The sequence below is a fragment of the Fibrobacter sp. UWB15 genome (assembly GCF_900177705.1).
GTDB lineage: Bacteria > Fibrobacterota > Fibrobacteria > Fibrobacterales > Fibrobacteraceae > Fibrobacter.
Genome location: NZ_FXBA01000001.1, coordinates 171,244 through 185,494, shown reverse-complemented (window position 1 = coordinate 185,494; position 14,251 = coordinate 171,244). Strand labels below are relative to the sequence as shown.

Here is a 14,251-nt window from a genome sequence, read left to right as displayed (position 1 = left end):
TTTATTTCTTGAACCGCCGGATATCCGTGCGGGTTTTACTTTGTACCACTACGTGGTACATTCCTGGAGCAAGCGACTCTACATTGAGAACCGCTGAATGTTCCGCACGTTTACGCATGACTTCACGGCCCTGCAAATCCAGAATGCGAACAGTCGCGCCATTCTTAAACGCACTTGCCGGTTCGACAAACAACTGGCCGTCAGCGTAATGGACCGATGTCCCGTACACGCTGGCATAGTTGCCTAGGTACGGAATTGCGGTCTTGCCTGAATCCGAGGCAGACGTATCTTTCTTCGTCGTATCCTTCGAAGGAACAACATCGTCCTTGCCAAGCAAACGCCACATCTGGTTCCATTCCCAGTCATCGGCCCAGCTCTGCACCACGCGCTCGCCGTCTGTAGTTGCACGCAAGTACAAGCTGCTGTGTTGCATCTTCATGCGCACCACGGAGCCTTCGTAGCCGGACTGTTTCTCCATGACAACCTTCTGATGTCCGCCACCATTCCACTTGTACAGGCCCATGGTAATACCCGCTTCGGTAGATTCATTCGGAGTATCAATGGACAAGTCACCGAAGCCGAACCGGTAAGTTGTCGAAGAAAGCGGAGTAATCGTGACGACGGCAGCATCGGAATTGCAATCGCCGAGAGCAAGCTTGTCTTCAGCGGTTCTAACCATGCAAGTTCCAAAGTTCATCGAGAAAATGCGAACCGTATCGGGCTTTGCAGGTTTGGCCTGCCACACGCGCACCCAGTCCGCTTCGAAATAAGCAGGTTTGTCAGCCGTAATGGCGATGTCGTCGCCAGCCCAGCCGCCAATCGCCAAGTTCACGATAATGTACTGCGCCGAGAGTTGCTTGATTTCGGTCGGGCGATTGTAGCTCGCAAATTTCTTATCGTCAAAGTAGAAGCTTAAAGTAGATTCATCCCACTCCACACCATAATTGTGGAAACCTGCGGAACGATCCACGTCGTCGTCCTTGTGGCCGCCGAAAGACGCTTCATGATCCCACGCCGAGCCGTGACTATTGTACCAGCTCGGATCCGTGTAATGCAAGTAGTAATGGTGTTGCTTGCGCGAAGCAGGAATTTCCAAAATATCAATTTCCGGAGGCCAGCCGTCTTGCAAAGTCCAGAAGGCAGGCCACGTTCCCTTTTGCGACGGGGCCTTAAAACGGCCTTCAATGTAACCGTACTTGACTTCGAAGTGACCCTTGGTATCAATAGCTCCACTCGTGTAGTCTACCGGAATTTCCTTGTCGTTAAACTTCGCCTTTTTCCCGTTGGCATTCGGGTGGACTTTCTTTTCGCCTTTAAGCTTGAGTGTACCGTCAGAGACGATTACGTTCTCTTCGGCGCAGTAGGCGCGGTGGTTATGCGTCGGGCCCCAGTTGTACGTAGGGTTCCACTTTTTCTTGTCGAGGCTGGTGCCGTCGAAGTTATCTTCGAATACTTTTTCCCAGCCGCTAAAATTCGCCGGCGGGTCGGCGAACACAAAAGAGGCCGACAACGCCACAATGCTTGATATAACAAAAAGATTTTTCATATCCAATCCTCACCCAACACTTGCCTCTTAAATATACTTTTAAAAAGCCTTTTCACAAAGAAAAAAATCGGTAGCAAGTAAAAAACGCTTGCAATAAGGATTGCAAGCGTTCATTTTTGTGAATCCGTAAAAGGAGATCCCCACCCTGGTGGCCATGCGCACTAAAGAGCAAAGCTCTAAGTGCTGTCCGCCGGGTCTAACGCCCGGGAAGACAATCAAACTATCTCGTTCTACGCGGGAGTTCCGAGGCGTGCTTTTCAAGCCACACGGCATCTTCCAGCGCACGTTCGGCTTCGGTCGCCCAGTCAGAATCTGGGAACTGCTGCACGACTTCGCGGTAACGCACCACGGCGCTGTGGAAATCGCGGAGTTCGCGGTAAGCATTACCCAGCTGCAACATGGTGAAGTAGCGTTCTTCGGGCTGCTGTTCGGTTTCGAGCAAAGCCTTGTACATCTTGACCGCCGATTCAATGCTACCGGCACTGTAGAGCAAGTTTGCATTGGCAAGCGTCGGCGCACCCGACGGAGCGTCGGCAATGTCGGCCACCTTCGGTTCTGCAACCGGAGCTTCTTCCACTACCTTTGCCGGAGCGGGTTCGACCGGTTTCGATTCTGCCTTCACATCGGCCTTAGCCACCGATTCAGTTGCCGGAGCAGCGGCAGGCTGATTTTTCGCTTCCTTTTCGGCCTTGATTTCGGCAATGCGCGCTTCGGCAGCGGCGCGGTACTTGGCGCTAGGAGCGGCCTTCTTCATGTAGGCAGCCAGGAACTTGAGTTCCTGATCCTGCTTCTTGTTGTTCTTTGCAATCAAGGCGAGAAAATAATTGGCGTCGTTGCCTTCTTCCTTGTATTCAAGGCCCTTCTTCAAATTGAATTCAGCCTTGTCCATTTCGCCGAGCTGGTAACGGGTAAGGCCCGCATAAAAATACGCACCGGCGTGCCCAGGCTGCTTGCGCAAGACTTCGCGCCACATGGGAGCGGCTTCCTTGTACTTGCCCTCGGCATAGAGAGCCTTGCCCTTTTCAAACGGGTCATTCGAGGCTTCAGCCTTGGCAGGTTCAGTCTTTACAGGTTCTGCAACAGCAGGAGCGCTAGCCTTTACAGGTTCCGGCTTAGCCACTTCCACAGGCTTCGGTTCCGGCTTGGGTTCGGCGACCTTGGCAGGTTCAGCAGCCTTCACAGGCTCCGGAGCGGGCTCAGCAACAGAAGCCGCTTCAATCGGTTCTTCTACCACAGGATTGTTTTTCGGATCCTTGGCACGTTCGGCATCTGCTTTCGCCTTTTGACCGAGAGCCTCATATACCTTGGCAGCACCTTCGTAGGCGGCACTCATGGTCGGTTCAAACTTGTAGGCAAGGCGGAAGTTTGCAAGTGCCCCGCTGTAATCCTTCATTTTCATGCGAACTTGCGCGGCGGCATAATAAGCGGCGGCATCTCTCGGGTTTTCGGCCAGAACAGCACGGTATTCACCAAGCGCCATTTCAAAGTCGCCTTTCGCCTCAAAACGGGCGCCCTGTTCCATTCGCGGGTCCGCACTGAACGACAGCCCCACCAAACATGCCAATGCAATCGCAGAAAATCGGATATTCATGCCCCTAATTTAGCAAAATTATTTTTAGAATTCCCGCTAGGGCCTCAAGAAATACTACATTCATGGTATGAGCAAACTGATTGCACGTATCTTTGTCGGAATCTTCATGGCCGCCATCCTGATGGCCATCAATGAATTTCTCGTTCCCGAAAGCCTCTACATGAACGACGCTTTCAACCATTTCATGAGTGTCTGCTACTTCGCCTGCATCATTGTCCCGTGCGTCATCTACTTTATCAAGACGCCCCCCGGAACAAACAACAAGGGCGAACGCGTCGGCTAAGGAAGAACGTCTCCAGAAATAGCGCAACAACGCAAAAAAGGACTGTTTCACAACAGTCCTTTCGAATTATGTTTTGATGTTTACTTCGTGAATTACTTTTTGCAACGCACGGCGGTGACTGCGCCGAGGGCAATCAGCAACACGGCGGCAATCACGCTCACAAGAATCGTCTTGTGGAACGGAGCGCTGCGGTATTCCATGCGGACTTCGGAATTGCCGGCCGGAATCTGCACGGCGCGCAAAGTTCCAAACGCCTTGTAGACTTTAGTTTCTTTGCCGTTCACATAAGCCTTCCAGTACGGGTGATAGTTGCCGGCGACGACCATGAAACCTTCACGGTCAGCATTCACGTTGAACACCTGAGTATCCATCTTGGGGCTTGCGACAAGCTTTGCAGAACCCTGAATCGGACCCTTTGATGCCACGCTGCCCTTGCCGTCGAATTCCGGCATTTCAGACAAAATAACTTTTTCGCGGTAGAAGAACTTGCCCGGGACATCTCCAAATTCAGGAGCGGCAGGTTTTGCAGCCACAGCGCTTGCGGAATCAGCGGCTGCGCTATCGGCGGTCGCAGCGGCAGAGTCAGCAACGGATTCTGCCACCGGTTCGGCGGTTTTCTGTTCACGAATGGCGGCCTGCGTCTGGAGCGTTTTAATCGCGGCATCGTCATCCATCACGACGGCTTCGCCGTAGAGGTAGGCCTCGCCCATCGCCGTCGGAATCGGCATGTAGGTCGTTCCCTGACGGCTATCGAAGATGATGGCGCCCACGTTCATCAAGTCGAGGAACGGGTGCACAGCCGTCGGGTCATTGATATTCATCAGGTAATTCGCATCCTGCTGACCGCCGCGGAAAGCGCGGTAGCTCGCCAGTTCGTTATCGTGAATGCCGTCGGCATTGCGCAAATGATACTGCGGGAAAATGTTTCCGCTCAAGGCCTTGTTGCGGGAAAGCGAAAGCACTCGCGGCGTATTCAGCGAATCAGCCTTGTACGGAGCCTTGATAGCGGCAACCACCGGATTAGTCGGCTGCAAATATTCACCTGCCGGAACATTCTGGATGAACGCTCCATCGATAAAGAAAAGTTCGATACCTGCGGCAAGCGCAAGAACGCCCGCCTTGTGAGCCACCGGAGCCTTCCACTTTGCTACAAAGAGCGTCACCGCGACAATCACCAGCACCAGCACAAAGCCAGGGACAGCCTTGCCGGCAGTCGCATTCATCACGATTTCGTTCAGCGGCTTAAAGTAAGGAGCCGTAATCGGGTCTTCCAAAAGTTTCTGGCCGCTCATGAGCATCACACCGAGGTACGCAAAGCCAATAAAGATGCATGCCTGCAGTGCACGCGGAGTTCCCGGAAGGCCCTTCTGGAAAGCCTCGGTCAAGTTTGCGACCGTGAACTTTTTCTTCTGGTCATCGAGGCTCATCACGCCAAGGCAAAGGGCGGCATAAAGAATCATCACCACCAAGCCAACAGGGCCAATAAAGGTCGTCCAGGCAAAACGTGCAATCAAGGCAAGCACCAGGAGCACGCCATACATGGCAGAACCATGCAACAAGGCGCGCCGGTTATCTTCGGCTTCGGCGGCTTCTTCAGGAGTCTTGCCCTCGGCCGAGAGAGCCTTCAAAACCGGGCCCGCCATCATCACCAGCAAGAGCGGCAACCAGAACAGCGCCATGCCCGGAGCGCGGAAGTTCTTGACACCGGGAAGCACATTGTACCACAACTTGAACAGCGGAGAATGATCGCCCATGCCGTAGCTCAAGGCGATGACTGCGCCTAGGCCCCAAAATGCCGCATAGCGACGCTTACCCGGCAAGAACAGGCAAAGGAATCCGAGGAAGGTAAGGAGCGCGCCCGCATTGTTGTGATCCAACTTGAACGCATTGTGGCCCCAATAGAACGGCGAACCACCTTGCAACTTGCGGTATTCGTCCATCGAGAAACTCACGAAAGAGGAACCTTCGAGGTCACCCGTCTTTTCGTTCTGTTCGTAAACGTCTACACCCACAAAGCCCGGCAACAGAATCTGCGCCATTTCTTCTTGGTGCAAGGACCAACTCACGGCGTGGCCGTAATTGGTGTGGCTATCGTCACCGCGCACTGACTGCGTGGTCGTGTACATGTAAGGTGGCACAATCTGGAAGCAAGAAAGCGCAAGGCCAAAGCCGAGGCCCACTGCAGCAAGGCCAAGGCGCTTGCCGCGAGTCTTTAGGGCATCGCAATGGAAGGCGACTTCGTAAAGCGTATAAAGGCCGGCACCCCACAGGAACAAGTACGTAAGTTGCAGGTGCGAACCCAAAATCATCCAGGCGACCGAGAGCGCAAGCACAATCATGTAAGGAATACTACCCGAGCGTACCACCTTGCGAATAGCAAGCAAGGCAAGAGGCGCAATCGCAAAGACCATCATCTTGCCGTCGTGGCCACCGTACAGGTAGGTAAAGAATTCCGGCGAAAAAGCGTAAAGCATGCCGAGGAGCCCTGCCCACCAGCGGTTCCCCGTCAGGTTCCAGGCGAGAGCCATGGCACTCATAAAGGCCACCCACAAGGTCAAGATAAACTTGAAGCCCACGGCGCGGGCCGGGTCCATCAGGAACTGCACCCACACCAGCGGATGGTAAGCGTCGGCGAACAAGGCGTCGATCGTCGGCACGCCTCCCAGGCGGGAATCGTCCCATTCCGTGAGCACGGCACTTTCGGCACGCAGAATGCGGCTACCGATACCGTTCAGCTGGTCGCTGTTGAGCATGAGCTGGTTCGAGTCGAAGGCGAAATCGCGGAACACGATCAGCAAAATTCCAAGGAAAATGGCGGAAACCGCCAAAAAAAATGCGGGCTTCTTGTTTAGGAAATTCATGCGGATAATGTAGTAAATGAAGTTGGTAGAGCTTAGAGCTTAGAACTTAGAATAGCTAAAAGTTCAAGCAAAGTAAGGACTAAAGGGCGGCCGGGAATCCAGCCGTCTTAATCAAAAAAATGTTTCAAAACTACTCTTCCGACTTGTTTTCAAGCTTGTCGTCGGCAGAAGAATACTTAATAAGGCAATACACGCCAAAGGCCGAGATGACACATGCAGCGGCAATGGCGACATACTTGATGATCTTTCCCATGATATTCTCCTATAAAAAGCTCTTTACCAAAAGATATACAATTTTTTATCTAGAGGCAATAGAAAATTTATTTCTTTTTCAGAATCATGCAGATGACGGGCAACTTTTTGTCGACTTCGTTTTCGCTCGGGATGATTTCGCTGGAGATGACCTCGCAGTTGAATTCCTTGACAAAGAATTCGAGCTGGCTGCGGTCAAAGCCAAGCCAAATGTGACCGTGCGTGGTGCGGAAAGATTCTTCTTTGTGCTGCGCCAAGTCAAGCAGGGCAAGCGTTCCGCCGCGCTTGAGGATACGGACAGCCTCCTTGAGGGCGAGGCGCGGGTCTGTTGCATGATGAAGCACCTGGCTCATGAGAACGAGGTCGGCAAAGTTATCCGGAAGGCCTGTCTTGACCATATCGGCCACCTTGGGCGACACGTTCTGGATATTCTTCTGCTTTAAAATCTTCTGGAGTCCGCTAATCACTTTCGGGTCACAGTCAAGGGCAGTCACATGCTTGCAGCGGTTGCAAAGCATGAGCGTGAGGTCGCCGCCTTCGCCACAGCCCACATCGACAGCATTTTCGAAGGGATTCATGAGCTGGCTGAACAAGCTGATTTGCGCCTTGAGGCTACCGCCTGCCTGATCCAACTTGTGGATTTGCCCCTTGGTCTTGTCGGTGCGGTCTTCGAGCACCTGGGCAGCACGGCACTTGAGAATGTCCTTGTCCGGGAGTTCTTCGTAGGCATCGCGAATCATCGAAAGCATGCGGGTGCTCAGGTAAAGTTCTTCGCTCAGGCGGTAATAGGCCTTGATGCCGTCGCGGCGGTCCTTGAGCAAATTGCAGGCAGAAAGCTTTGCCAGGTGGCGGCTCGCGTTACTCTGATGAATATCCAGGATATCCTTGATTTCGTTGACGGTGAATTCCGCCTGGTCCAGAAGCAACAGGATTTTGAGGCGCATTTCGTCGGAAATGGCTCCGAAAAGGTCCATGCTGGGTACAATCGGTTCGCGAGTATTTAAAGAATCTGCCACAAAAGCTCCATTCGTTTACGATAAAGCAATATAATTTTTTTAGCTTAGGGGCTGTATGAAATTTTTCAAAAGGTCATCGATTGTAGGTATTCTGTTCCTGATGGTTTTTGCGCAAGCTTCTGAAGTGGAACGCCCTACATACGAGCTGAACTTTGAAACAGATCTCCCGGTCACATTGGCCGCGGGCGGCATGTTCGGGATTGGCATGTTCCTTTATTCCCGCATGGATACCCCCGAAACGCTAAAAGACAAAGGCGACCTTTTGCCCTGGGACAAGCCCCTGGCCGGTCGCTACAGCGAAACTGCCGACAAGGCAAGCGACATCGGGTCCGTTTTAGCCATTGCCCCGCTGGTGGTCGGCGGCATCGCCTGGCACGACGGAAGTTCCACCGGGAAAGAATTCGCCACCTTTACCGTGATGTTTGTGCAGGCCATTGGCATAGGAAACGGAATCAACGTGGCCATGCGCTCGCTTGAAATCTGGCCACGCCCCTACATGTATGCCGAATCGGGCGAAGGGCGTGAAAAGGCCGAAAGCGCCAAATCGGAAGCCTACAGGTCGTTCTTTTCGGGGCATGCGACCGCCGCTTTTACAGTCGCCACCTTTACCGACCAATGGTTCAGGACTGCCTACCCGAACTCCCCCTACAAAGGAATCATGAGGGCTAGCGCCTATTCGCTCGCCACCCTCGAAAGCGTGCTCCGCATCGCTGCAGGTAAACATTACTTTACGGATGTGTTGGTCGGAGCGCTTGTCGGCACCGGCGTAAGCTTCGGAATTCTGGAAATGCACAAAAATCGGGACGAAAAGTACTCATTTTGGGTAGGGCCAAATGTTGCCGGCATCACACTCCGATTTTGAAATAAATTTGTAAGAATCTTTTCCAAAAACTCCTGTATATATTCAAAAGTGTAGGCGCAACAAATTGCCTCAGGAGTATGGAAATGTTTGGAATCAAGTTCAATCATCTGGTCGCTGCAACTGCAGTTCTCGCCCTTTGCTGCGGCGCAAGCTTTGCTGCCGGTCCCAAGAAGATGGGCATGCACAAGATGACGAAGGTGTCTGTCAAGAAGACGAACCTGGTCCACAAAGACAAGGCCGCCAAGCTTGAACAGCCCGAGCAGAATTTGAGCGAAGAAGAACTTTTTGCGCTTGCCCTTGAAAGCAAGAACATTTCCAAGGACGGCAACACGCTTACCGACACCCGCGACGGCAAGACCTACAAAGTTGAAATTCGTGGCGACAAGGCATGGATGAAGAACAATCTCTCCTACAGCCTTTCTACCCCCAAGCAGTGCCTGCTCGAAGACGAAGGCAACTGCAAGAAATTCGGACGTTTCTACAGCCATAAGGAAGCCTCCAAGGCATGCCCCAACGGCTGGCACCTCCCCAACGACGGCGAATGGCGCGACTACCAGAAAGATCAGTCCAAGCTCGACTGGAACAACCTGGGCAAGGGCGGCTGCAAGGACTGGGACGGCTACTGCGAAGGCGATAACACCGGTCACTACTGGTCTGCCTCCAAGGTGAAAAAGAACACCGCCCGTTCCTGGGAATTCCGCAGCATGGCCCACAGCATCAACCGCACCGACGAAAGCCTCTCCAAAGGTCTCTACGTGCGCTGCGTGGCCGACCTCCGATAAGAATTTTACCCGTATAAAAGTCAAGGCTCCCGCAAGGGAGCCTTTCTGTTTTAGTACGATTTTAGTTGTTTTTACTTCATGCCGCCAATCATCAAATTCACGATTCCGCGTGCGAATTCCTTCGGCTGGATTGACTTGGTGGTCGGAATTCCCTTTTCTTTCTTGAGGTCGAGAATCAGGTAGTCAAGGCAGTATTCTTCGTCATTGCCGCTGTAAGTGACATCAAAGAAGAAATCGTTGAAATCAAACGTTTCCTTGCTCTTGCTGTCCTTGTAGTCGGCATAGGCGGCTTCGCAATCCTGTTGCTCAAAAGCGTAACGCAGGTGGAAGTCCACATTGCAGGAGCGCTTGTCGTAAGAAATAACGATCCTGCCTTTAGACTCCTTGAAGTCCTGGACACGAATCTTTACGAGACCGTCGTACAGGGAAAGTTCATCGCAGTCGATAGCGCGAATGTCGGCCAGCATCTGCTTGTCATCCACCGGGCCTTCCTTTGTCTGGAAACGACCGTAGAATTCCTTGAGCTTGGCGTCGATATTTTCGATCGCGTTGACTTCTTTGTTGAATACGGAATAGTAATCCTTCATGAAGCAGGAGCCGTCGTAACGAATGACGCGGTTCATTACATTTTTCTTGGTCAGGCGGAAGCCACCTTGGATTTTCTTGGAGGTATTGTCTTCGTCGCCCCAGAATCCTCTCGGGAAGGTTCCGTCACTAAGGTTGTACTTTCCTACAACATCTTTACCCTTCAAGATGGTCACAATGCCCTTGTTTTCGTAGGCTTTGTATTTAAGGGTATCCCACATGTCCGCTTCGGCAGGTCCGACCAAGTTGCCGAGCGTGCCTTCTTTACAGACCGGTTCTATTCGCTTGAAGGTGGAATCCTTCTTGTTATAGTCGTACTTTGCCTTGTCGAGAACCATCTCGAAGGACTTTTCCATGCTGAATGTTCCGGAAGAGGAATCGTCGCCGCAAGCAACCAGGGCAATCGCCGGCACCAGCGCCAATACAACATTCTTAATCATATTTTCTCCGTTTTTTAAAATCAGATTTCACCCTTGAAGAATGAATCAAAATCGATATCGCTCACCATGTCGACCACGAATTCGGGCTTGATGGTCAGCTTGTCCAAATCTTGCTGTTTGGTTTCGCCACAGAGCGGGAGCACGAATCGGCAGCCGCTACGCTTGGCAAGTTCAAAGTCGGTATACAGTCGGTCGCCTACGAACAGGATTTCTTCGGGTTTGTACTTCTTTAAAAGTCCCGAGAGCATGGCGGGGTTCGGCTTACCGAAGCTGCGTTCCGGTTCTACGCCGTAAGCGGTCTTGAGGAGTGCCATGAAGCTTCCGATATCGGGCACGGGGCCGTTTGCATCGGGGCAGACAAAGTCGGTATGTGTGACCCAGAACGGAATCTTGCGTTGCACGCGGAACGAGAGTTCGCAAAGTTCGCGGTAGTCGAAACTGTTATGGTAAGCGATGAGCACGAGTTCGGTGTCGGCGACATCGGGGTGCAGGTTCAGCGTGGGGTCTTGCGCGGCAAACCATTCCGTGACTTCGGGGTTTGCAAAGAAGAATACGTTCTTGATGCCTTCTTCGTGAATGGCGTCGAGCGAAAGGTACAAAGCCGAGATGATTGCATCATCGGCAAGCGGGAGGCCCATGACCTTGAGGCGGTTTTCGTAGAAGACCGGCGACTTGCTGGTATTGTTGCTCAAGTAGTAGACCGGCACTTGCTTTGCCACGCGACAGACAGTCTTTACCGCTTTGGGGTAAGGGCGGCCACTCAGGTACAAGGTACCATCGAGATCGAATACGACTGCTTTTACGGGAGCATGCTTCGGCATGTGAATGAATATAGTAATTAGTAGACAGTCGGAAGTAGACAGTAGGCAGTGGTTAGTGGTTAGGAATTGATGTTTTAATCAGTCTTTTTTTATCTTTTATAATATGAAGACACCTGACAGCCGCTTTTATTGCCCGCTGATTACAGCCGGCACCATTACCCTTGACGAAAACGAAAGCAGCCACGCCGTGCGCGTGTGCAGGGCGTGCGTGGGCGATGTCTTGCAGCTGTCCGATGGCGTGGGGCATTACGCGGATGCTCTCATCGAGGTGGCCGACGCCAAGGCTTGCGTTGTCCGGGTGGATACGGTGATTGAATCGGAGAGAGCGCGGCCCAAGGTGTCGCTTGGAATCGCATGCCTCAAGGACGACGCCTTGGAAGAGGTTGTTTTTCATGCCGCGCAGACCGAAATCGACAAGATTATCTTTTTGCGCACGGACTTTTCGCAAGAGCCCAAGAATTCCGACCTTAAGAAGACAGTGCGCCGCGCGGAACTCAAGAGCCTCGTGAGCCTCAAGCAATCCAAAAAGGCCTGGATGACCGCAATCGAAGGCCCCGTCGAATTCGACAAGTGGCTCGCAAGCTACCAGGGCGACTTGATTCTCTGCGACATCGACGGAGAACGCCAACTGAACTTGAGTGGCGACGGCTCGGGCGCAAATGGGAATGATGCGCCCATCACCTTACTCGTCGGCCCCGAAGGCGGATTCTCGCCGCGCGAAATAGAAGCCATAAAGACCTTCCAGAACGGGAAGGTCCACTTGCTGAACTTGGGCAATACGCGCTTGCGTGCGCGCACTGCTGCAATTATCGCACTCGGAAAAATTCTTTAGTAGATTGCTTCGTCCCTGCGGTCCTCGCAATGACGTGGGTTTTCACTTACCGGATTGTAACCGCTTTCGTTTGACCCGCGACCCGAATCAGGTAGCTGCCCGGCTGCATCACGCGCAATGCGACAACAGAACCGCTTGCGAAACCACGCTGCAACAGGCGGCCCTGCATATCCATGAGTGCGTAGCCCTCGCCCGCTTGCACGCCCGAGATTTCAACCATGCGGCCAGCGCTACGAACATTCACAGGCGACGCCGCGCGGGAAACGACAAACGAAGTCTTTCCGGTACTATCCGGGACGGTCTTGCTAAAGACCGGATAAAGGTCCGTACCCACATTCTGTCCCCATACGTCGCCATTGATGCCGTCTGCGTTGTAGTAATGAAGCTGTACGGCCACAGTCCCATCCGAGAAACTTTCGGCACCTAGCGTTTTATCAGAGAACGCATTGACGTATTCTACAGAAGAACCGTCGTCGACTTGAGCGACTAATGGTAAAACTTCTCGTGACATTTTCTTGGCACCGAAATCGAGTCCATACGAATTGATAACATGGCCCTTGGAGTTATATCCGACACCGGAAATCAACACACCACCGTTTCCATTTTGAAGACTGGCAACGCTGTAGGAATTGACAATTTTAAAATTCGCATACGCATTACCGATTAAGCCTCCGCTAAAAGTACCGTCAACTAGCCCTGTCGCATAGGACTGTTCGATAACGAGATTTCCTCCGTTCAGTTTTCCAACAAGTCCACCCGAAGTCAGCGAACCCACGTACGATGAAGAATGGCAATTTTTTATAGACAAAGTTCCCTTATGGTCAGCATCGACAAGCGCGACAAAGGCTCCCGCAACGTTGTCACTCATCAAATACGAATCTTCGATGCCAAGGTTCTCAATTTTTACTTCGCGAAGGCTATCGGTTCCCTTAACCGAGCCGAACAGTCCCATATGTAATTCCGCCGCAGCGGTGCCAGGAAAATCATTTTCAAAAAACAGACCCGATATCGTATGTCCTGCTCCATCGAATGATCCATTGAAATCTTTTATCGGATACCAACGAATTCGACCGAATTTATCTCCATTCAACGTATCGTTCTTGAGAATGTCCTTGTTGACAACGATATCCTTTGTCAACTTACCACACACAGGAACTTTTTTATACGAATACATGTTCGCGATAACAGCGAATCCATAAAGTTCTTCTGTCGAGCCGATTTGGTAGCAATCATCAACAAGTGCAGGAGTCTTGACCACCAGGGAATCAAAATCATACATATCTATATGATACTCTACCAACATTTTTCCACTTAATTCTAGACCGGACGCTCCAATACGTTGTCCCCATACAGAACCATCTACGCCATCCTTATTGTAGCCACGCAGCAACATTGCTATCACGCCATTTTCGAGATTATCTCCATCTGCCAAAGACGCAAAAGAATTCGCCTCATGCTCACGGTCTCCATAATAAAAGCAATTATCAACATAGGTTTCGGCCTCATCGTACTTACCTAAAATGCGAACAGGCGTTGACTCAAAGGTGCCCGAAACTGCATACAAATTAATTGAGTTAACTATATTTAATTTTCCTACCGAAGAACCAACAAAACCACCAACAACGTTACCGCGGACAGAGCCAGAATTGTAAGAATTCACAATAGAGAGACTACCGCTGTTAAAGCCCACCAAGCCTCCTGAAGCAGAATTAACCGTATCACGTGACGATGTAGAAACATAGGCATGATTGGACGATTCGCTTATTTTAACATCACTCGCACAACCAATCAAACCACCGGTAATCTTTCGAGAATTTATAGTTCCAAAGCTAGAAGATCGGCTATTCAGAATCTCAGCGGATTCGGCTTTTCCGGCGATTCCACCAACGCAACCCTCACCTCCCCAAAAATACGTTTGGACCAACCGCAGGTTCTTCACGACTGCCTTTTTTTCAGGAGCATTGCCATCGCCTAAATTTCCGCGAAGTTCTGCAAACAGCCCTACATCCGAAGAATCCTGTGTCTCGTTCATCAAGCCCGAAATAGTATGATTTTGTCCGTCAAACACACCGCTAAAAAGCTTGATCGGGGTCCACAAAACCGAATCCCCTTTTACGCTGAGTATACCACCTTTACCGACAAATTCATTAACGGCAATATCATTCATGAGTTTGCCGCATTCGTCGTGAGTTTCAGACGCATTCACAATATCTGCAAAGCCGAACAATTCGTCGGCTGTCGAAATGGCGTAACAACCGTCGGTATCAAGCGTGGGAACCGACGACGTAACAGTCTTGGCCGCGAACGCCATAGACGTCAAAGCGAGAAATAGGATTTTTTTCATAGAATCCTCTTCTCAATAATCACCAAACGATGTAAC

General features: G+C 51.6%; 12 protein-coding genes. 4 read left to right on the top strand and 8 right to left on the bottom strand.

The annotated features are described in order from the left end of the window. Window position 1: 1 nt before the first annotated feature. Both B9Y58_RS00780 and B9Y58_RS00775 read right to left on the bottom strand, forming a co-directional pair. A complete protein-coding gene (locus B9Y58_RS00780; protein ID WP_158278294.1) occupies window positions 2–1,546 on the bottom strand; it encodes a family 16 glycosylhydrolase in 1,545 nt (514 codons plus the stop codon). 220 nt (window positions 1,547–1,766) lie between these two features. After that, window positions 1,767–3,137 (bottom strand): tetratricopeptide repeat protein, encoded by a 1,371-nt coding sequence (locus B9Y58_RS00775; protein ID WP_085534732.1) that lies wholly within the window; start codon window positions 3,135–3,137, stop codon window positions 1,767–1,769. Window positions 3,138–3,204: 67 nt separating this feature from the next. Between B9Y58_RS00775 and B9Y58_RS00770 the strand changes: the two genes are divergently transcribed. Further along, window positions 3,205–3,420: a hypothetical protein gene (locus B9Y58_RS00770; protein ID WP_085534731.1), complete on the top strand. Its 216-nt coding sequence runs from the start codon at window positions 3,205–3,207 to the stop codon at window positions 3,418–3,420. 92 nt (window positions 3,421–3,512) lie between these two features. Here B9Y58_RS00770 and B9Y58_RS00765 read toward each other — a convergent pair whose 3' ends face one another. From B9Y58_RS00765 to B9Y58_RS00760, 3 genes are all read right to left on the bottom strand, one after another. Beyond that, window positions 3,513–6,281, bottom strand: coding sequence for a YfhO family protein (locus tag B9Y58_RS00765; protein WP_233247791.1), 2,769 nt, complete (start codon window positions 6,279–6,281; stop codon window positions 3,513–3,515). Window positions 6,282–6,411: 130 nt separating this feature from the next. Then, window positions 6,412–6,534, bottom strand: a complete 123-nt coding sequence (locus B9Y58_RS15000) for a hypothetical protein (RefSeq protein WP_255396653.1) — start codon at window positions 6,532–6,534, stop codon at window positions 6,412–6,414. Between the two features lie 67 nt (window positions 6,535–6,601). Continuing rightward, window positions 6,602–7,549, bottom strand: coding sequence for an ArsR/SmtB family transcription factor (locus B9Y58_RS00760; protein ID WP_233247790.1), 948 nt, complete (start codon window positions 7,547–7,549; stop codon window positions 6,602–6,604). A gap of 55 nt (window positions 7,550–7,604) precedes the next feature. On the opposite strand from B9Y58_RS00760, the gene B9Y58_RS00755 reads away from it, so the two are divergent. Both B9Y58_RS00755 and B9Y58_RS00750 read left to right on the top strand, forming a co-directional pair. Continuing rightward, entirely contained in the window at window positions 7,605–8,411 is an 807-nt protein-coding gene (locus B9Y58_RS00755) for a phosphatase PAP2 family protein (RefSeq protein ID WP_085534730.1), read from the top strand. Between the two features lie 77 nt (window positions 8,412–8,488). Further along, window positions 8,489–9,193 carry an FISUMP domain-containing protein gene (locus tag B9Y58_RS00750; protein ID WP_085534729.1) on the top strand — a complete coding sequence of 235 codons (705 nt, stop codon included), beginning with the start codon at window positions 8,489–8,491 and terminating at the stop codon, window positions 9,191–9,193. Window positions 9,194–9,264: 71 nt separating this feature from the next. Here the strand turns inward: B9Y58_RS00750 and B9Y58_RS00745 are convergent, their stop codons facing one another. Next, on the bottom strand, window positions 9,265–10,218 hold the full coding sequence (locus tag B9Y58_RS00745) for a hypothetical protein (RefSeq protein ID WP_085534728.1): 954 nt from the start codon (window positions 10,216–10,218) through the stop codon (window positions 9,265–9,267). 20 nt (window positions 10,219–10,238) lie between these two features. After that, entirely contained in the window at window positions 10,239–11,039 is an 801-nt protein-coding gene (locus B9Y58_RS00740) for an HAD-IIA family hydrolase (protein WP_085534727.1), read from the bottom strand. 103 nt (window positions 11,040–11,142) lie between these two features. Here B9Y58_RS00740 and B9Y58_RS00735 point away from each other — a divergent pair, with 103 nt between their 5' ends. After that, a complete protein-coding gene (locus B9Y58_RS00735) occupies window positions 11,143–11,871 on the top strand; it encodes an RsmE family RNA methyltransferase (protein ID WP_085534726.1) in 729 nt (242 codons plus the stop codon). A gap of 46 nt (window positions 11,872–11,917) precedes the next feature. On the opposite strand, the gene B9Y58_RS00730 is transcribed toward B9Y58_RS00735, so the two are convergent. Further along, a complete protein-coding gene (locus B9Y58_RS00730) occupies window positions 11,918–14,215 on the bottom strand; it encodes a hypothetical protein (RefSeq protein WP_144066146.1) in 2,298 nt (765 codons plus the stop codon). Between the last annotated feature and the right edge of the window lie 36 nt (window positions 14,216–14,251).